The sequence below is a fragment of the Luteibacter jiangsuensis genome (assembly GCF_030812295.1).
GTDB lineage: Bacteria > Pseudomonadota > Gammaproteobacteria > Xanthomonadales > Rhodanobacteraceae > Luteibacter > Luteibacter jiangsuensis_A.
On the sequence record NZ_JAUSSK010000005.1, the window covers coordinates 282951 to 301239 of the forward strand.

Genomic DNA, 18289 nt, shown 5'->3' on the forward strand with positions numbered 1-18289 from the left:
TGTTTGCGGTTGCGGTTGCCGGGAAGGTTTCGTGCGGTCAGGCCAGGGCCGGCGCCGCGATGCCGAAGCGCTCGGCAAGCAGGGCGTCGTCCGGTTCGTCGTTACGCTGCTTGAGCAACTGGGCGGCGAGGCAGACCAGCTTGCGCGCATCGGCCGAGGCGATGTCCTCGGGCACGCGCTGCCCATCCGTGGTGTAGTCCAGCGGCATCCGGTGCCGGATAAGGGCCGAGAGCGCGCCGCCGATCAGCGGTGCCTCGTCGAGCTTGGTGAGGATCGCGCTCTGCGGCGCCAGCGGGGCGTAGGCGCGGATCGCGTTGTCGATGGCCTGGGCTTGCGCGTTGGCGGCCAGCACCAGGCACACACGCACGTCCGAGGTGGCGCGCAGCGTCTCGAACTGTTGCTGCAGCTTCGGGTCGTTGCCGGCGAGGCCGGCCGTGTCGACCAGCACGGTGTGCTTGCCACGCAACTGGAGCAGTACGTTGCGCAGGCTGGTCGCGTCATGGGCATTGAACACGCGCACGCCGAGCAGGCGGCCGTAATGTTCCAGCTGCGCCCCGGCGCCGATGCGGTACTGGTCGGCGCTGATCAACGCGACGTTCGACGCCCCGTGGCGCAGCACGGCGCGGGCGGCGAGCTTGGCGATGGTGGTGGTCTTGCCCACGCCCGTGGTGCCGACCAGGGCGGTGGTGCCGCCGCCGACCGTGTCGAAATTCCGTCCGCTGGTGCGGATGTTGCGCGAGAGCATGCCCAGCGGCAGGTAGCGCGCCTGCTCGGCGTTCATGTCAACGGGCAGTTCCGCGCACAATGCGCGTGCCACGTCGCCGTCGATGCCCAGCCGGGTCATCTCGCGCAGAACGCGGGCACGCAGTGGCTGCTCGCGGTCCATCTGGTTCCATGCGAGGGTCGAAAGCTGTACTTCGAGCATCTCACGCAGATTGTTGATCTCGGCGCGCACACCGTTCACGGCGGCGTCGTTGGCCGGCGACGCCGTGGCGGCGCGGACCACGTCGGCAACGCTGGCGGCGAGCGCGGCGCTCGACTGGCGCTGCGGCGCGTTCGTGTTCAACGGCGTGCCCGGCTTCGCCGCGCGTTCCACCGCGGCGGCGGTGGCGGCGCGTGCCTGGTCGATGCGGGCCGCGCGCTCGGCTTCATCGCGCGTGGCGCGGATCGGCGCTTCCTCGCGGGCCGGGGCGTCGAAACCGAAACCGGCCTCGCGCACCAACGCTTCGTCGTAATCGAGCGCGGCGATGATCTCGATACCGTCGTCCAGCCGGCGCGTGGACAGGATCACGGCGTCCGGCCCCTGTTCGTCGCGGACCTGGCGCATGGCCTGGCGCATATCGGGAGCAACGAATCGTTTGATTTTCATGCGTTCGATCCTGTCTTCGTTCGTTCGGCCCGCTCGGCGATTCCCCGCGCGGTATCTCGTTCCTATCGCCCGAGGGCCGTCACCAGCTTGACGCGTCGGTTGTCCGGAACCTCGTTGTACGCAAGTACATGCAGGTTTTGGGCCACATGCCGGGTGAAGCGCGAAAGCCACGGACGAAGTGCCGGCGACACCAGCAGGACGGCCGGTTCACCCGCCGCTTCCTGGCGGCGCGCCGCATCGGCGACGCTCTGCTGGAGGCGATCCGCGAGACCCGGCTCGACCGCCGCGCCGGCGGGACCGCCACCTTGCAGGGACTGCAGCAGGATCTGCTCGAGCTCCGGCGCCAAAGTAATGACAGGCACTTCCGTACCGAGGCCGGCAATCTCCTGCACGATCTGCCTGCCGAGGGTGACGCGCACCGCGGCGGCGAGGACGCCGGGATCCTGGCTCTGGCCCGCGTGCTCAGCCAGCGATTCGACGATGCCCCGGAAGTTGCGGATGGGCACGCGCTCGGCGAGCAGGTTCTGCAGGACCTTGACCACCACACCCAGCGAGAGACGCTTGGGCACCAGGTCCTCGACGAGCTTGGGTGTCTGCTGGGCGAGACGATCGAGCAACTGCTGCACGTCCTGGTGGCCGATGAGCTCGTGGGCGTGGTTCTGCAGGATGTGCGACAGATGGGTGGCGATCACCGTGGCCGGATCGACCACGGTGTAGCCAAGCGTCTGTGCGTGTTCACGCATACCCGGCTCGATCCAGACCGCATCCAGGCCGAACGCGGGATCGCGCGTGGCGATACCGTTGATCGTGCCGTGCACGCGGCCCGGATCGATCGCCAGCATGCGCTCGGTGTGGATCTCCGCCTCGCCCATCGGCACGCCCATCAGGGAGATGCGATAGCCGTGCGGGGCCAGGTCCAGGTTGTCGCGAATATGTACCGAGGGAACCAGGAAACCGAGTTCCTGCGAGAGCTTGCGGCGCACGGACTTGATCCGCGCCATCAATTCGCCGCCCTGCGCCTTGTCCACCAGAGGAATGAGCCGGTACCCCACTTCCAGGCCGATCGTGTCGACCTGGGCCACGTCTTCCCAGGACAATTCCAGCCGTTCCGCGGGCGGCGCCGATTCCAGCGCCAGTTCCGTACCGGGCGCGCCCGTGCCGGCGGCGGTGGCGGCGCGCTCCTGTTTGACCTGGCTCAATTTCCATGCGGCGAAGCCGGCAAGCGCAGCCAGGATGAGGAACGGGATGTTCGGCATGCCGGGGATCAGGCCCATCGTGCCGAGCACGGCCGCCGCGACGCCGAGCGCCTTCGGTTGACCGAACAGCTGCCCCATCACGTGCTTGCCCATTTCCTGGGACTTCGACACACGGGTGACGATCACCGCCGTGGCGATCGAGAGCATCAGGCCCGGCACCTGGGCGACCAGGCCGTCGCCGATGGTCAGCAGCGTGTAGGTGCGCGCGGCTTCGGCAGCGGAAAGCCCGTGCTGCAACATGCCGATGAAGAAGCCACCGATGATGTTGATCGCGAGGATCAGCATGCCGGCGGTGGCGTCGCCACGGACGAACTTCGAGGCACCGTCCATGGAACCGTAGAAGTCCGCTTCCTCGCGCACTTCCTGGCGCCGCTCGCGGGCTTGCTCCTGCGTCAGCAAGCCGGCGTTGAGGTCGGCGTCGATCGCCATCTGCTTACCGGGCATGGCATCGAGGGTGAAGCGGGCGGTCACCTCGGACACACGCGTCGCACCCTTGGTCACCACCACGAAGTTGATGATGGTGAGGATGGCGAACACGACGAAGCCGACCGCGAAATTGCCCCCGATGACGAACTCGCCAAAGGCCTCGATCACCTTGCCGGCGGCGCCCGGCCCGTTGTGCCCATGCAGCAGAACCACGCGCGTGGACGCGATGTTCAGGGCCAGGCGGAGCAAGGTGGCGAACAGCACCACGGTGGGGAACGACGCCAGTTCCAGCGGTCGCATGACATACATCGTGGCAAGCAGGATCACCAGCGACAACGCGATGTTGAAGGTGAACAGCAGGTCCAGCATGAACGGCGGCAAGGGCAGCATCATCATGCCGAGCATGATCAGCATCGCGACCGGGGCTGCGATGCCCCGGCGGCCGATCTGCCGGAACGTGCCCATGAGGTTGGAGGAAGCTGCCATCGTCAGTTATCCATGCGGTAAGGGCCGAGCAAATCCGGATCGATATCCTGCTCGGGTAGATCGGGCGGGAGATCGCCCACGGCGATCGCCTGCTTCAGCCGGAACACGTAGGCCAGGATCTGGGCCACCGCGATATACAGCGCGGCGGGAATCTCGCGTCCGATTTCCGTCGTGTGATACAAGGCGCGTGCCAACGGCGGCGCTTCCACCACCGGTACCTTCGCCCCACCCGCCACGTCGCGAATCTGCTGGGCGATCACATCCACGCCCTTGGCCACCACGCGCGGCGCTCCCATGCGGTTCTCGTCGTATTTCAGGGCGACGGCGAAATGGGTCGGATTGGTCACGATCACGTCCGCCGCCGGGACGTCTTCCATCATCCGCCGGCGCGCCATCTGGTGCTGCATCTGACGGATTTTCGACTTCAGTTCGGGGCTGCCCTCGCTTTCCTTGTGCTCGTCCTTCACTTCCTGCTTGCTCATCTTCATCTTCTTGGTGAAGCTGAATTTCTGCCACGGCGCATCGACCAGCGCGATGGCACCGAGCGCGCAAGCGAAGACGAGCGAGGCCTGGCCGAAGATGGCGAAGGCCTGCGCGATGCCGACGCTGACGGGACCGGTGCCCACCGTGTACATGTCCCTCGTCGAGCGGAGCAGGAACCAGACCAGCGCACCGCCGATAAGCATGAGCTTGAGCAGCGATTTGCCCAGCTCCACCAAGCCGTTCACCGAGACCAGGCGCGAAAATCCCTTGATCGGATCGAGCCGGTCGAACTTCGGAGCGAGCGCCTGAGCGGAAAAATTCAATCCGCCCATGAGGGTCGGCGCGGCGACCGCGGCGACCGCGGTCACCGCGAACACGGGACCGAGCAGCTTGAGCCCTTCCAGGGCGGCCGTGGCCAGTGCGCGATACACGCCATTGGCGGCGAACAGGTCGCCGCGGCTGTAGCGCAGGCCCACGTGCATGATGTTGGCCGCGTGCACGGACATCTGGTCGCGTGCGGCGATCAGGGTGATCACGCCCGCAAGCACCACCACGGCGGTGGAGAGATCGCGCGAACGCGGCAGGTCGCCTTTCTCGCGCGCTTCGCGAAGGCGCTTTTCACTAGGCGCCTCGGTGCGGTCTTCCTTGTCGGTCTCGCTCATGGGCGTGTCACCTCCCCATGAGCTGGCGCATGGTGTCCCACGCGGCCGTTTGCAGCGAATCGAACGCGCCCGGCAGGGCGCGCAGCGCGAGCCATACGGCCAGGAGGCCGAGGCAGATCGTGATGGGGAATCCCACCGCGAAGAGGTTCATCGACGGTGCCGAGCGGCTGATCGCGCCGAAACCGAGGTTCACCACGAGCGTCGCGGTGAGCGCGGGCAGCGCCACGCGCACGGCGCCGCCGAAAAGGTGGCTGGCGAAGGTGAGCACGCCCCAGATACCGTTCGCGCCGATGCCCTGCTCGCCCACCGGCAGCGTGCGGAAGCTGTCGGCCAGCAGCGAAATGAGTTGCAGGTGGCCGTTCATCACCAGGAACAGCAAGGTCACGAGCATCGTGTAGAACTGGCTGAGCACCGGCGTGGTGCCGCCGACGCCCGGGTTCACCGTCTCGGCGAAACCCAGGCTCATCGCCTGCGACACGAGCTGTCCGCCGAACGACACCGCCTCGAACACCAGCTTGAGGACGAAGCCCAACGAGGCCCCCACCAGGATCTGCTGCGCCAGCGTGGCCACGCCCTGTGCGGAAATCGGGCGGATGTCCAACGGTGCCAACGGGGCCAGGACCATGGTCAGCAGCAGCGCCAGACCAAGACGGATGCGCACCGGGATCATCGTCGCGCTCAGAACGGGCGCGACGAGCAGGAGGCCCGAGACGCGGGCGAGCGCCCAAGACGCTCCTCCGACCCATGCTTCGAGCTGGCCGAAGTCGATCGGCATCAACGCACCGCCTGGGGAAGGTTCTCGATCAGCGTGCGCGTGAACTGCACGAGGGTGCGCAACATCCAGGGCCCGGCGATGATCATCACCAGCGCCATGGAGATGAGCTTCGGGATGAAGCTGAGCGTCTGCTCGTTGATCTGCGTGGCCGCTTGGATCATGCCGATGAGGAGGCCCACCGCCAACGCGGTGAGCAAGAGCGGCGCGCCGATCAGCATCGCGATGTGCAGGGCCTGCTGGCCGAAGCCGATGACCGTTTCCGGAGTCATGGGAAAAAGCTCCCCGCAAGCGTCCCCAGCAGCAGTGTCCAACCGTCGACCAGCACGAACAGCATGATCTTGAATGGCAGCGAGATGATCATCGGCGAGACCATCATCATGCCCATCGACATCAGCACGGAGGCGACGACGAGGTCGATGATGAGGAACGGGATGAACAGCAGGAAGCCCATCTGGAAAGCCGTCTTCAGTTCGCTCGTCACGAACGCCGGCAGCGCCACGCGGTAGGGCACGGCATCCTTGTCGGCATACGGCTGCTCGCCGGCCAGCTTGGTGAACAGCTGCAGGTCCGGGTCGCGGGTCTGCTCGAGCATGAAATGACGGAACGGCGCGGCGGCGAGCGGCAGCGCTTCCTGCACGCTCATCTGGCCGTCCATGTACGGTTTGATCCCGGCGTCATAGGCCTTGTTGATGACAGGCGTCATCACGAAAAGCGTGAGGAACAGCGACAGGCCGAGGATCACCTGGTTGGGTGGCGTGCTGTTCGTGCCCAGCGCCTGGCGCAAGAACCCAAGCACGATGATGATGCGGGTGAACGAGGTCATCATCAGCAAGATGGCTGGCAAGGCGGTCAAGGCCGTCATCAGCGCCAGCATCTGGATCGACAGCGACCAGGTTTGTGAGCCGTTGGCACCCGGCTGCACATTCAGCAACTGGATACCGGGCGGCTCGGTGGCGAACGCCGCGGCGGGCACGAACAACAAGAAAAGCACCACCAGCCACGACCAACGTCGCGCCCGCCCGGCAAGGTGGGAGCACCGCCCGTCAGCCCCTCGTCCTGCTCGGTGGGAGCGGACCCCGTCCGCGATAGCCACGGCCTTCATGGGTGCTTCCACTGTGCAAGAACGTCACGGAAACCACGCGCCACCGGCGTCGCCGGCGGCGGCGCATCGTCCTGCACCGGCGTGGCCAGGACGTGCAACGTACGCAGGCCGCCCGTGGGCGAAGCCCCGACCAGGAGTTGCGTACCGCCGACTTCCAGCAGCATGACCTTTTCCTTGATCCCGACCGGCATCGATTCGATGACCCGGATCTTCCGGCCGCCGGGGCGCACGCGCGCCTGCGCGCGGCGGCCGAACCAGCCGACGAAGAAGATGAGCGCCACGACGCCGAGCAGGCTGACCAGCACGCGAAGCCATTCGGCGCCCGAGTCGACCGCCGGGGCGGCGGCCGGGGCCGCCATCAGGGCGCGGGGAAGGAAGCCACCGGCGAAGGCGGCGACGGTACGACGCATGGGGATCACCGAAGCTTGCGGACGCGTTCGGCCGGGCTGATCACGTCGGTCAGCCGGATACCGAACTTCTCGTTGATGACGACGACTTCGCCATGGGCGACGAGGGTGCCGTTGACGAACACGTCGAGCGGTTCACCGGCGGCGCGGTCGAGTTCCACGACGGAACCCTGGTTGAGCTGGAGGAGGTTGCGGATGCTGATCTTGGTCCGGCCCACTTCCATGGCCATGGTGACCGGGACGTCGAGGATGACGTCGAGGTTCACTTCGTTGCCGAGTCCAATGGACGAGGCCAGCGTGGCGTCATTGGCGTTTTCGATTTCGTCGAGCGTGGCGTTCATGTCGTTCCAGTGTTTGCGTTGCCGAGGGGTTCGAAACCCTATGAAGCAAGCGGCGTGCCATGGGGCGAACGCCTGTGGAACGGTGATGTTGCCCAGATGGATCAGATACTTAGTGACTCGCCGGGGACCGCCCTGAGTAGGTGACCTGTAGCGGCAGACGGAAACCTGACGCTCGACGGCAGTTAGTCACCGTGACGGACCATTGGCGGCATGCGTCAGGCCGGTTCGGTAGTCGGCTGGGCAGGGACCGTGGACGCACGAGGGGCCGTGCGGCGGAGTAGCGATTCGAACTGGATCGCCTTATTGCCGCTGGAATTGGCCATGCGGCCACGGAAAATCGGCACGTCCTCGGCGAACACCGTGGCCGTCTCGGGCAGGTTGATCGGGATGATGTCGCCCTTGCGCAGATGCAGGAAGTCGCCAATGGTCAGGCGTGCCTCGGCGAGCATGGCCGTGACCTCCACTTCCGCGTCGAGGAGTTCCTCGTGCAGGTTCTGGATCCAGCGGTCGTCGCGTTCGGCGCGGTCGCTCTGCACGCCCGCGTCGAGTAGCTCGCGAATCGGCTCGACCATCGAATACGGCAGGGTCAGGTGCACTTCGCCACCACCGCCGTCGAGTTCGATATGGAAGCGCGATACCACCACCGTCTCGGTGGGGCTCACGATATTGGCGAACTGGGGGTTGATCTCCGAGTTCAGGAACTCGAAGTGCATCTTCAATACCGGTGCCCAGGCCTCGGCCATGGCGCCGAATGCCTCCTGGAGCACGATCTGGATCACCCGGTTCTCGGTCGGCGTGAAGTCGCGACCCTCGATGCGGGCGTGATAGCGGCCGTCACCACCGAAGAAGTTGTCGATGACGGTGAAGACCAGGCGCGGCTCGAACACCATCAGGGCGGTGCCACGCAGGGGCTTGATGCGGATGAGGTTGAGGTTGCTCGGTACCGCCAGCGAATGCACGTACTCGTTGAACTTGGTCATCCTCACGCCGAGGACCGACACCTCGCACGACTTGCGCAGCACGTTGAACAGGTTGGCGCGGAAGTAGCGGGCGAAACGGTCGTTGACCATTTCCAGCGTGGGCAGGCGACCGCGGACGATGCGGTCCTGCTGGGTGAAATCGTAGTCGAGGATGCCACCGGGCGGGGGAAGATCGACCTCGGTCTCGACCGCGCCGCCTTCCACGCCCGCCAGGAGGGCATCGATTTCGTCCTGGGTAAGGATGTCCGTCATGGCTGCGGGGTTCCCATCACTGCATGATGAAGCTGGTGAAGTAGACCGCGTCCACGCCCGGGCGGCCGATCTTTTCCTTCAGCACGCGCTGGATCTCGGCCAGGGCGGCGGCCTGCAGCTTCTGCTTGCCTTTCACGTCGGACAGCGACTTCATGTCCTGGGCCGAGAACAGCATCAGCAAAGCGTTACGGATCTCCGGGTCGGCCTGCTTGGCGGCGGCGATCGCTTCCGGATCGTGCGACATCACGTTCACGCCCACCTGGAGGAAGCGCAGCGCCGCCTCGTCCTGGAAGTTGACCACGAAGGCGGGGTCGAGCTGGAGATAGACCGCCGGCTTCGACCTCGCCGCCTCGGCGGCTTCCTCACCCGGCTTGCCGTGGCCGCCTTTCAGCATCAACCAGCCGCCGGCGCCACCGGCGGCCAGGACGACGAGCGCGCCGATGACGAGCAGGCCGCCCTTCTTCTTTTTGCTGGGGGCCCCTTCGGTTTCTTTCGGTGCTGCGGCCATGCGTGAAAAACCTCTCGATACGGAATGCTATGACGATAACGCCCGGGGACGTAACGCTGATGATGCGAGTGTTGCAAACGGCGTGCCATCCGGACGAGCCGTCTTTCAACCCGATACAAGGCGGCGTGGCGCGATTCGCGGGGCTACGCCCCTCAGACTCGGGTCGACAAATTGACGCTCGACGACTTTACGTCGACAGCGCGTCAGGCGACTTCGTCGACCAGCCCACGGGAAACACGCGACGTCGCCGCCGTGGCGGCGATACCGCTCGCCTCGGTGTCGCCGCCCTGGCCAGTCGTGGCCTGCCCGCCATGCTCGCCACCGTGCTCCGCCTGGCGCTGGCCGACATCGGCTTGTCCCAGCGAAAGACCGTGATGAGCGAGCATGCTGTCCAATTGCGACAGCGTCTGCTGGACAGCGTGCACCGCCGCCGGGTGCTGCGCCAGGATCGCGACGTTGACCTTGCCTCCCTCCAGGTTGACACGCACATCCATGCTGCCGAGTTCTTCGGGGTGAAGCTTGATCCGGGCCTCCTTGACCTGGCCGGAGCCCATCCATGCGATCTGCTCGCCCAGCTCCTGGGCGAACTGCGGCGAGGTGGCCGGCTGCGTGGCCTGTACCTGCAAGACCGGTGCGCCACCCTGGCCAAGCCCTTGCACATGCGCGAGCGGCATGGGATTCGCGGCATCGGCGCCCGGCGACGCATCGTCCTTCACTGCCGGGGCATCACCCGATGCGGCCAGCAACGAGGTGAACGGCGAGGCGATGGCGGCGGCCATGCCGCTACCGAGGGAACCCGCCGGACCGGCGGCACCGAGCGGGGCCTGGGCGCCATCCTTCAGCGCGGCCGCTTCATCCACCGCTGCTTCCGTTCCCGGCAAGGCACCCGCCAATGCGGCAGCCGAACCGAGCGCTTCGCCTGCGCCGGCCTCCCCATCCTTCAGTGCACCGGATGCCTTCGCGGCCAGATCGGCCACCTTCGGCGGTACGCCGATCAGCGACAGCATGGTGGCGGCGATCGACGCGTCGTCCGCGGGCTTGTCGTCCTTCTTCGTCGGCGGCTCGTCCGTGGCGCGTGCGGTGTCCTTGGTGGTCGCGGCCTTCGCCACCGGTGCGGCATCGTCGGTTGCCGCGGATGCCTTCGCCTGCTTGTGTGGATCGCGCGCATCGGCGTGCGCGGCATCCAGCGCGGCGTCGAAGCGCTTCGACGGAGGCGTGCCGTCCGCGTCGCGGCCCGTTGCCGGCGGAACGGCCGGGGCGGCGGGACGGGAAACGTTGAGGGCGAGCGTGGCGTTGTTCATACGGTTACTCGTTCACATCGGTCGGCGTGGATGGACGTGGCTGGCGTCGATATTGCGAGCGTTCGTCGGCTTGTTCCTGCTCGCGGCGGTCCTGCGTCTTGCGTTCCTGCTCGCGATATTTCGTGGTGACCGAGTCCAGCGCCTTGGCGCGGCCACGCGCCTCGGTCCAGTCCTGGCGCGCCCGTTCGAGCGCGCGCTCACGGCGCTGCACCTCACCCAGTTGCTGCACGATGGCCATGTCGATCTTCTGCAGGAACTGTTGCCGGTTGAGCAATGCGCTCACGCCGATGCCATTGGGCATCTCGGCGTACTCGTTCCTGTAGCGGCGCAGTTCCGTCAACTGGTGCTCCGCGTCGGCGAGCGCGCGCTGCTGCACGGCCAGCGCGCGCGTGGCGTCCTCGGCCCGCTCGGTAGCCAGGTCGACGACGGGCTGGAGGCGGTCGGCGCGCGAGGGCATCAGCCGGCCGCCGTGGTTTCGGCGAGGCCGGCTTCGGCCTCCTGGAGGTTCACCGGCACCTCGGTCTCCTGCTGCAGGAAGGCCGAGAGCCGCGGATAGAGCGCGATGGCTTCGTCGGTACGCGGATCGCTACCCTTCTGGTAGGCGCCCACGGCGATCAGGTCACGCTGCTGGCGATACGCCGAATACACCTGGCGAAAGCGCTGTGCCGACCGCATGTGCTCCTTGCTGACCACGGCGGGCATGACGCGGCTGATCGATGCCTCGATATCGATCGCGGGATAGTGTCCGGCCTCGGCCAGGTCGCGCGACAGCACGATGTGGCCATCCAGGATGGCTCGCGCGGAATCGGCGATCGGATCGTGGCGATAATCGTCGCCCTCCGTGAGCACGGTATAGAACGCGGTGATCGAGCCACGGCCATCGGCGTCGTTACCTGCCCGCTCGACCAGCGCGGGCAACATCGCGAACACCGAAGGCGGGTAGCCCTTCGTGGCCGGAGGTTCGCCGATGGCCAGCGCGATCTCACGCTGCGCCTGGGCGTAACGGGTGAGCGAATCCATGAGCAGCAGCACGCGCTTGCCCTGGTCGCGGAAGTGCTCCGCGACGGCGGTGGCCACCTGCGCGCCGCGCAGGCGCGACAGCGGCGGTGCGTCCGCCGGTGCGGCGACGACGACGGCGCGGCGACGGCCTTCCTCGCCCAGCGTATGGTCGACGAACTCCTTTACCTCGCGGCCGCGTTCGCCGATCAGGCCCACCACGACGACATCGGCGTTGGTGAAGCGGGTCATCATCCCCATCAAGGTCGACTTGCCGACGCCCGAGCCGGCGAACAGGCCGATGCGCTGGCCGCGGCCCACGGTGAGCAGGGCATTGATCGCCCGCACGCCGGTATCCAGGGGGGTGTCGATCGGCTGGCGGAGCATGGGATTGATCGGATCGCGACGCAAGGGCGCGCGTTCGCGCGCGAGCAAGGGGCCCTGTCCATCCAGTGGTACGCCGTCCGGGCCGATGACCCGGCCAAGCAACGAATCGCCCACGGGGATACCGGACACCGACGCGACCGGGATGACCCTCGCGTTCGGCAACACGCCATGCATTTCACCCGTGGGCATCAATAAGAGGCGCCCATCCGAAAAACCGACCACCTCGGTTTCCAGTTGCTTGCCGTCGGCGCCCGCGACCATGCAACGGGCACCGACGGGTGCCTCGCAACCCACCGCCTCGAGCGTCAGCCCGACGACACGGCGCAGCTTGCCTTCGGCCTGCAACGGACGCACATGCTCGGCGCTGGCACGCTGCGCGGCGAGCGACTCGCGCCAATGCGAGTTCCGGGCGGCGACATGGTCGGTCGTGCTCATGCCGTGCCCGCTTCGTCATCGATGGATATATCGATACGTCCCTGCAGCACGCTGTCGACCACGGCGGCAAGACGGGTGCGCACGCGGGCGTCCAGGCGCGAATGCTCGCTTTCCAGGCGCACGTCACCACGCTCCAGCGACGCGTCGTCGACCACCGTGCCTTCGTGATCCAGGGACGACCGGTGCTCGCGTACGATCGCGGCGTCGGCCGGATTCAGGTGGATCTTCAGATGACGCGTGGCGGCCGGCAGTGCGTCGACCGCCTGGCGCACCACGTCGAGGATTTTTTCCGGCCGCGTGGCGATCTCGTAGCCCAGCACGCGCTCCGCGATGACCGTGGCCAACATGGCCAGATCACCGGCCACCTCATTGTCCAGTTCGGCGAACGGCCGTTCCACTGCCGCGAACAAGGCGTCGAGTCGCGCTACTTGTGCGGCCAGTTCGCGCTTCGCCATCGCGCGGCCCTCGTTCAGCCCCGCATTGAAACCTTCCTCCCGAGCCTGCCTTTCTATCGCCTCGATCTCGGCGACAGTCGGCCGCTGCGGGCCCTCGTCCATCGCTTCGTCGCGCGCATCCGGTGCATCGGTTGCACCGACGACAGGAAGCTCCCAGCGCTCGAACTGGCCGACACGCTCGCGTGCGAGGATGGAGGTAAGGCTCATCAGACGAATTCTTCGCCGCCACCGGCAAGGTTGATCTGGCCCGCGTCAGCAAGACGCCGCGCCGTGGCCAGCACTTCCTTCTGCGCCGCATCCACCTCGGAAAGGCGCACGGGACCCTTGACCTCGAGGTCGTCGCGCAGCATGTCGGCGGCGCGCTTGGACATGTTGGAAAAGATCTTTTCGCGGATCGCCGATTCCGCGCCCTTGAGCGCGGTGATGAGGCGTGCCGACGGCACCTCGCGCAACAGCGTCTGCATGCTGCGGTCGTCCAGTTCGGCGAGGTCGTCGAACACGAACATCAGTTCCTCGATGCGTTCGCCCAGACCCGAGTCGATGCCGCGGATGGAGGCCATCAGCTCGGCTTCACGCGAGGTTTCCATCGCATTGAGAATATCGGCCGCCGCCTTGAGGCCACCCACGCTCGCCGACTTCAGCTTGTTCGAGTTCCCGGAGAACTGGCGCTCCATGATTTCGTCCAGTTCGTTCAGGGCATGTGGCTGCACGCCATCGAGCGTTGCGATGCGCATCACCACGTCGCTCCGTGTGCGCACGGGGAGGTAACCGATCACTTCCGCCGCCTGGTCGGACTCGAGGTGGGCCAGCACCAGCGCGATGATCTGCGGATGCTCCTGGCCGATCATCTCGGCGATAGCCCGGCTTTCCATCCACTTCAGCGATTCCAGGCCCTTGCTGCTTCGGCCCAGGAGGATACGGTCGATGAGGCCACCGGCCTTGTTTTCACCCAATGCGTTGACCAGGATGCGGCGGATGTATTCCTCGGTGCCGACACCGATCGACGTGTGCTGGCCGACGTCTTCCTGGAGTTTCGTGAGGACCAGGTCCACCTGCTCCTTGGTCACGTTCTTCAACGCGGCCATGGCCGTGCCCACGGCCTGCACGTCGCGTGCGCCAAGGTGCTTCAGGATGGACGCCGCGTCTTCCTCACCCAGGGTGAGGAGCAGGATCGCCGCCTTCTGTGCGCCCGTCAGGGCCTCTTTCTGTTCAGCCGCCATCGTCGGACACCCAGCTCTTCACGACTTGCGCCACCTGTTTCGGATTTTCGGCGGCCATGCGCTTGGCAAGGCCCACCTTCTGTTCGTAGGCCAGCAACGCGGGCGAGCCGAGTTGGGCCTGGGACGTGCTGACACGGTCGGGCGTCATGTCGTCGTCATCGACCATCACCGAAACACTCGGCATCGGTCCCGCCAGCGCGACGTTGTTCATCGCCAGCGGAGCGGGCTTCAACAACCCCTTGAGGATCGGACGCAGGACGAAGAATCCCACCAGCAGCGCGATCATCACGCCCAGGCCCTGCTTGATCAGGTCGAGCATGCCCGGGCGTTCCCAGAAGGGCGCGCTGACCGGCGCTTCTTCCGCGGTGGCGCCATGGAACGGTTCGTTGATCACGCTGACACTGTCGCCACGCTCGGCGCTGAAGCCCACGGCGTTCTTGGTGAGTTCGGTCAGGCGCGACAGTTCCTCCGGCGTGAACGGCACGCTCTTGGTCTTGCCGTCCTTGTCGGGCATCTGTTTGTTGTCGACCACCACGGCCACCGAGAGACGGGCGACCTTGCCCGCGGGGTCGGTGACATGGCTTACCGTGCGGTCGAGCTCGTAGTTGCGCGTGGCGCTCTGCGTCTGCTGGGTAGGCGTCTGCGCCGCCTGCGTGGCGGCCGCCTGTGCGCCGGGCTTGGCGGCACCCGCGGCGGGATTGGCCGCCGTCGCGTTCGCGCCCGTGTTCGGGGGCTGGTTGCTCAACGCGCCGGGCACGCCGCCATTGTTCGCCGGCTCGGTGCGCGTATCGCTATTGGTCTGCTCGCTGCGCAGCGCCGGGTTGTCGTGGTTGAAGGTTTCGCTGGCTTTCTCTGTCTGCGAGAAGTCGAGGTCGGCGAAGACCTGGGCACGTACCTTGCCGGCGCCCACGAGCGGCGTGAGCAGATCCTCGACGCGCTGCGTATAGGTGGCTTCGATGCGGTTGGACAGGCGAAGGCGGCTGTCGCCGATGGCCGAGGCGCTGTCCGGATCGCTCACGGTGAGAAGGTTGCCACCCTGGTCGATCACCGAGACCTGGCGGGTATCGAGGTCGGGCACGCTGGCGGCGATGAGGTGGACGATGGCGGCCACCTGGCCCTGGTCGAGTTGCCGGCCCGGATACAAGGTGACGACCACCGAGGCGCTGGCCGGCTTGTTGTCGCGAATGAACGCCGACGGCTTGGGCAAGGCCAGGTGCACGCGTGCCGCACGCACGGATTGCAGACCGGCGATCGTATTGGACAGGTCGTTCTCGAGCAGCGACTGGTAGCGCGAACGCTCGGCCATGTCGCTCATGCCGAACGGCGAATCGGCCTGCGGGATGGCACTGGCGGCGCTGCCCTGCGGCAGCCCCTGGCCTGCGAGCTTGAGACGGACACCAGCGACATCCGCGGCGGGCACGAAAATCGAGCTACCGTCCGAACTCAGCGTATAGGGCGTGTTGCCCGCCTGCAGCGCCTGGGTGACGGCGGCGGCATCCTTCTGCTCCAGGCCGCCATAAAGCAGCCCGTAGTTCGGCGCACGGGACCACATCACCGCGGCGATGCCGATAGCGACGGCACCGGCGATACCGGCCAGCATGAAGATCTGCCGCGCCGCGGGCGTCTGCGCCAGCGACTTCAGCGAGTCCATGCGTGACGCGTTATTGCTGTCCGTGGTGGCTACGCCGTTATCTGCCATGGTTCGACTCGAATCCTGTCATTGCGCTCATGCCCAATCAGATCGACATGTTCATGATTTCTTTGTAGGCATCGACCATCTTGTTGCGCACTTCGGTCATCGCGCGAAACGAGAGATCGGCTTTCTGCCCCTGGATCATCACCTGGGCGAGATCGACGCCGGGATCACCGCGCTCGAATGCCGTCGCCATTTTTCTGGCTTTGTCCTGGCTCTGCGCCACGCCATCGATCGATTGCTTGAGCAAGTCGCCGAACGAACCCTTCGCCGCTGGGGTGGCTTCGCCTACGCCACGCAGGGCGGGCATCTCGGTCTGCGCACTGATACGGCGCATCTGGAGCAGGAGGCTGTTGACGTCGATCGTGGTCATGACGGTTTTCCAACGCGTTATCGGCTTTGCGTCACCCGATGCACGACCTGTGCCAAGCGTCGGATCATCAGCCCGCCTGGACCGTCTCGGACAAACCGTACTTACGCAGCTTCTCGACCAGCGTGGTGCGCTGGACGCGGAGCAGCTTGGCGGCGTGGGCGACGACGCCGTTGGCGGAGTCCAATGCCTGACGGATCAGACCGATCTCGATGCCGGCAAGGTGATCCTTGAGGTCCAGGCCACCCTGGGGCAGGACCGACGGGTCGCCTTCGCCGGCGTAGCCGAAGGTCTCGGTGATTTCCGGTCCGGCTTCCATCATCGCGATGAGCGCCGCACCCGATACTTCCTCGACCGGCAGGACACCCCGGTACTTCTCCGGAAGGTCGGCCGCGCGCACTTCGCCGTGCGGCATGAGGATGGCCATCCGCTCGACCAGGTTCGACAACTCGCGCACGTTGCCCGGCCAGCCGTAGCGGCACAGGGCGCCCATGGCGCTCGGCGAGAAGCGGATCGACGACAGCCCGCGATGGACCAGGCGCTGGTTGAATTCGGAGATCAGTGCCGGCAGGTCTTCGAGACGCTGGCGCAGCGGCGGCATCTCCAGCGGGAACACGCTCAGGCGATAGAATAGGTCTTCGCGGAAGCCGCCGCGCTCGATGGCGTCCTCGAGGTCACGGTGGGTGGCGGCGATGATGCGCACGTCGCAACGCTGCGGACGGTTCCCGCCCACCCGCTCGAACACGCGCTCCTGCAACACGCGCAGCAGCTTCACCTGCATCGGCAGGCTCATGTCGCCGATCTCGTCCAGGAACAGCGTGCCGCCCTCGGCCATCTCGAAACGGCCCTTGCGGGTGCTGATCGCACCGGTGAAGGCGCCCTTCTCGTGGCCGAACAGTTCACTTTCGAGCAGCTCGGCGGGAATCGCACCGCAGTTGATCGCGACGAAGGGCTTGTCGCGGCGCGGCGAACAGTCGTGGATGGTGCGGGCAACCAGTTCCTTGCCGCTGCCGGACTCACCCAGCACCAGCACGCTGGAATCGAACGGCGCAACCTGGCGGATCAGCGCGTTTACGCGCTGCATCGGTCCGGACTGGCCGACGAAGCGGCGGCTGGACGGCACCGGCTCCATGCGCGACTGCAAGGCACGCAGGGCTTCGGACAGCCGTTCGTAACGCAACGGCATGTCCACCAGCTCCACGTGCTGGCTGCGCACGTCATCGGCGATCAACGAAGTGGCCAGCGGAGAATCCGCCGCGACCAGCAGCGGCAGTTGGCGACCGCCGCGGCCGAGAGAGGAAAGGTAGCCTTCCAGTTCGTTCTCGTCGTCCACCATGCCGACATAGGCACCGCGCCAGTTTTCCGATGCTTCGGCCAACGGCATCTGCTTGGCCAGCACCGGACGGTAACCGAGGAAGGTCAGCGCGGAAACGATGCTGTCGGCACGGGTGGTGTCGGATTCGACAACGAGAAAATTGGAAGACTTCACCTGGGATACCTCGCATGACGTGGGGTCGAAGTCCTGGGAACGGTTCCGCGATGGAATCCCGTCGACCTCGTTGCAAGGTATCAATCAAAGAGCGTGCCAACGTCGGAATTCCGGCGCGCGATGGCTGAAATGCATGTGCTATCGCGGCTCTTGAGGTTGTGCGCGGAATCCCTTTCGATGGCTGCCGGACGAGCCGGAAGGCGCCCGGTGTCAATCGTGACGACAGGCGTCACGAATGTGACGCGGGACGCCACGCGACGTTCCGACGTCACGTGACGTAAAAGGTCACATCGCGTCCGGGACGCCTTCCGCAGGGCGGGCCTGGGCCCGTGCTTCGGCGACCTGCCGCCTGTGCTGGCGGAAAACCAATCGTTCCAGGCCATCCCGCACGGCTTCGGACAAGCCCTCGAAACCGATGAATCCCTTGCCATCCTGCGGGCCGACAAGGCGCACGCCGGGCAGTTCCAGAGGCAGCGCGCGACATACGTCGAAATGGACCTTGAGCAGGACGGGCTGGCCTACGGGTGGCAAGCCATGCCAGGGCAGTACGGCACCGGCCGCGTTGAAACGCAGCGGCATGCGCGGCGGCAAGCCCGACTGGGGAAGCAGGAGCCGGTTCACGATCTCCATCAGGACATTGAGCTTGGCGTCGAGCCGGGCCACTTCCTGGGAAAGCGGGCTGTCATCCTCGACGGGATCGCTGCGGCGATCCATGAGTGCCGACACCGCGACCAGGACGCTGGCATTGCGGTCGTTGATGAGGGACAGCGCGGCGGCGTCCGGCCGCTCGACGGCGTCGCAAGTGGCATGGAATGCCGCGTCCCAGGCAACGCGATCGGAGAATGCCTGCCAGTCCTCGCCGCTCATCCGCCCTACCCCCTGCCGAAGATCAACGT

The 18289-nt window shown here is 66.3% G+C and carries 19 protein-coding genes; all 19 read right to left on the reverse strand.

Annotated elements, in window-relative coordinates; genetic code table 11:
• Positions 1 to 37: 37 nt before the first annotated feature.
• Positions 38 to 1369 (reverse strand): flagellar biosynthesis protein FlhF, encoded by a 1332-nt coding sequence (gene flhF, locus J2T07_RS17460; RefSeq protein WP_306851671.1) that lies wholly within the window; start codon positions 1367 to 1369, stop codon positions 38 to 40.
• A gap of 62 nt (positions 1370 to 1431) precedes the next feature.
• Entirely contained in the window at positions 1432 to 3537 is a 2106-nt protein-coding gene (gene flhA, locus J2T07_RS17465) for a flagellar biosynthesis protein FlhA (RefSeq protein WP_306851672.1), read from the reverse strand.
• A 2-nt stretch (positions 3538 to 3539) separates the two neighbouring features.
• A complete protein-coding gene (gene flhB / locus J2T07_RS17470; protein WP_306851673.1) occupies positions 3540 to 4682 on the reverse strand; it encodes a flagellar biosynthesis protein FlhB in 1143 nt (380 codons plus the stop codon).
• Between the two features lie 7 nt (positions 4683 to 4689).
• The gene (gene fliR / locus J2T07_RS17475; RefSeq protein WP_306851674.1) at positions 4690 to 5457 is read right to left on the reverse strand and encodes a flagellar biosynthetic protein FliR; all 768 of its coding nucleotides are present in this window, start codon (positions 5455 to 5457) and stop codon (positions 4690 to 4692) included.
• Positions 5457 to 5726 carry a flagellar biosynthesis protein FliQ gene (gene fliQ / locus J2T07_RS17480; protein ID WP_306851675.1) on the reverse strand — a complete coding sequence of 90 codons (270 nt, stop codon included), beginning with the start codon at positions 5724 to 5726 and terminating at the stop codon, positions 5457 to 5459. Before fliQ ends, fliR begins: the two co-directional genes overlap by 1 nt.
• Positions 5723 to 6439, reverse strand: a complete 717-nt coding sequence (gene fliP, locus J2T07_RS17485) for a flagellar type III secretion system pore protein FliP (protein ID WP_345783961.1) — start codon at positions 6437 to 6439, stop codon at positions 5723 to 5725. Before fliP ends, fliQ begins: the two co-directional genes overlap by 4 nt.
• A gap of 116 nt (positions 6440 to 6555) precedes the next feature.
• Positions 6556 to 6969: a flagellar biosynthetic protein FliO gene (fliO, locus tag J2T07_RS17490; protein WP_306851676.1), complete on the reverse strand. Its 414-nt coding sequence runs from the start codon at positions 6967 to 6969 to the stop codon at positions 6556 to 6558.
• A gap of 5 nt (positions 6970 to 6974) precedes the next feature.
• Positions 6975 to 7307, reverse strand: a complete 333-nt coding sequence (gene fliN / locus J2T07_RS17495) for a flagellar motor switch protein FliN (RefSeq protein WP_306851677.1) — start codon at positions 7305 to 7307, stop codon at positions 6975 to 6977.
• 215 nt (positions 7308 to 7522) lie between these two features.
• Positions 7523 to 8539, reverse strand: coding sequence for a flagellar motor switch protein FliM (gene fliM / locus J2T07_RS17500; protein WP_306851678.1), 1017 nt, complete (start codon positions 8537 to 8539; stop codon positions 7523 to 7525).
• 16 nt (positions 8540 to 8555) lie between these two features.
• The gene (locus tag J2T07_RS17505) at positions 8556 to 9047 is read right to left on the reverse strand and encodes a flagellar basal body-associated FliL family protein (RefSeq protein ID WP_306851680.1); all 492 of its coding nucleotides are present in this window, start codon (positions 9045 to 9047) and stop codon (positions 8556 to 8558) included.
• Positions 9048 to 9250: 203 nt separating this feature from the next.
• Entirely contained in the window at positions 9251 to 10348 is a 1098-nt protein-coding gene (locus J2T07_RS17510; protein ID WP_306851682.1) for a flagellar hook-length control protein FliK, read from the reverse strand.
• A gap of 4 nt (positions 10349 to 10352) precedes the next feature.
• The gene (fliJ, locus tag J2T07_RS17515) at positions 10353 to 10805 is read right to left on the reverse strand and encodes a flagellar export protein FliJ (RefSeq protein ID WP_306851684.1); all 453 of its coding nucleotides are present in this window, start codon (positions 10803 to 10805) and stop codon (positions 10353 to 10355) included.
• Positions 10805 to 12166 carry a flagellar protein export ATPase FliI gene (fliI, locus tag J2T07_RS17520; RefSeq protein ID WP_306851685.1) on the reverse strand — a complete coding sequence of 454 codons (1362 nt, stop codon included), beginning with the start codon at positions 12164 to 12166 and terminating at the stop codon, positions 10805 to 10807. Before fliI ends, fliJ begins: the two co-directional genes overlap by 1 nt.
• Positions 12163 to 12828 carry a flagellar assembly protein FliH gene (locus J2T07_RS17525; RefSeq protein ID WP_306851687.1) on the reverse strand — a complete coding sequence of 222 codons (666 nt, stop codon included), beginning with the start codon at positions 12826 to 12828 and terminating at the stop codon, positions 12163 to 12165. Before J2T07_RS17525 ends, fliI begins: the two co-directional genes overlap by 4 nt.
• Complete coding sequence (fliG, locus tag J2T07_RS17530; RefSeq protein ID WP_306852171.1) at positions 12828 to 13817, reverse strand: flagellar motor switch protein FliG; 990 nt, start codon at positions 13815 to 13817, stop codon at positions 12828 to 12830. Before fliG ends, J2T07_RS17525 begins: the two co-directional genes overlap by 1 nt.
• 13 nt (positions 13818 to 13830) lie before the next feature.
• Positions 13831 to 15540, reverse strand: a complete 1710-nt coding sequence (gene fliF / locus J2T07_RS17535; protein WP_306851689.1) for a flagellar basal-body MS-ring/collar protein FliF — start codon at positions 15538 to 15540, stop codon at positions 13831 to 13833.
• Between the two features lie 37 nt (positions 15541 to 15577).
• Positions 15578 to 15907, reverse strand: a complete 330-nt coding sequence (gene fliE, locus J2T07_RS17540; RefSeq protein ID WP_306851691.1) for a flagellar hook-basal body complex protein FliE — start codon at positions 15905 to 15907, stop codon at positions 15578 to 15580.
• 67 nt (positions 15908 to 15974) lie between these two features.
• Positions 15975 to 17393: a sigma-54 dependent transcriptional regulator gene (locus J2T07_RS17545; RefSeq protein WP_306851693.1), complete on the reverse strand. Its 1419-nt coding sequence runs from the start codon at positions 17391 to 17393 to the stop codon at positions 15975 to 15977.
• Between the two features lie 285 nt (positions 17394 to 17678).
• Complete coding sequence (locus J2T07_RS17550) at positions 17679 to 18260, reverse strand: PilZ domain-containing protein (RefSeq protein WP_306851695.1); 582 nt, start codon at positions 18258 to 18260, stop codon at positions 17679 to 17681.
• Between the last annotated feature and the right edge of the window lie 29 nt (positions 18261 to 18289).

Bases quoted from the DNA above. Each gene is read 5' to 3' on its own strand.
- J2T07_RS17510 (WP_306851682.1), bottom strand. From the start codon at position 10,348: ATGAACAACGCCACGCTCGCCCTCAACGTTTCCCGTCCCGCCGCCCCG.
- fliE (WP_306851691.1), bottom strand. From the start codon at position 15,907: ATGACCACGATCGACGTCAACAGCCTCCTGCTCCAGATGCGCCGTATC.
- flhB (WP_306851673.1), bottom strand. From the start codon at position 4,682: ATGAGCGAGACCGACAAGGAAGACCGCACCGAGGCGCCTAGTGAAAAG.
- fliR (WP_306851674.1), bottom strand. From the start codon at position 5,457: ATGCCGATCGACTTCGGCCAGCTCGAAGCATGGGTCGGAGGAGCGTCT.
- J2T07_RS17525 (WP_306851687.1), bottom strand. From the start codon at position 12,828: ATGAGCCTTACCTCCATCCTCGCACGCGAGCGTGTCGGCCAGTTCGAG.
- fliN (WP_306851677.1), bottom strand. From the start codon at position 7,307: ATGAACGCCACGCTCGACGAAATCGAAAACGCCAATGACGCCACGCTG.
- fliF (WP_306851689.1), bottom strand. From the start codon at position 15,540: ATGGCAGATAACGGCGTAGCCACCACGGACAGCAATAACGCGTCACGC.
- flhA (WP_306851672.1), bottom strand. From the start codon at position 3,537: ATGGCAGCTTCCTCCAACCTCATGGGCACGTTCCGGCAGATCGGCCGC.
- fliI (WP_306851685.1), bottom strand. From the start codon at position 12,166: ATGAGCACGACCGACCATGTCGCCGCCCGGAACTCGCATTGGCGCGAG.
- J2T07_RS17505 (WP_306851680.1), bottom strand. From the start codon at position 9,047: ATGGCCGCAGCACCGAAAGAAACCGAAGGGGCCCCCAGCAAAAAGAAG.
- fliJ (WP_306851684.1), bottom strand. From the start codon at position 10,805: ATGCCCTCGCGCGCCGACCGCCTCCAGCCCGTCGTCGACCTGGCTACC.
- J2T07_RS17550 (WP_306851695.1), bottom strand. From the start codon at position 18,260: ATGAGCGGCGAGGACTGGCAGGCATTCTCCGATCGCGTTGCCTGGGAC.
- fliQ (WP_306851675.1), bottom strand. From the start codon at position 5,726: ATGACTCCGGAAACGGTCATCGGCTTCGGCCAGCAGGCCCTGCACATC.
- fliM (WP_306851678.1), bottom strand. From the start codon at position 8,539: ATGACGGACATCCTTACCCAGGACGAAATCGATGCCCTCCTGGCGGGC.
- flhF (WP_306851671.1), bottom strand. From the start codon at position 1,369: ATGAAAATCAAACGATTCGTTGCTCCCGATATGCGCCAGGCCATGCGC.
- fliO (WP_306851676.1), bottom strand. From the start codon at position 6,969: ATGCGTCGTACCGTCGCCGCCTTCGCCGGTGGCTTCCTTCCCCGCGCC.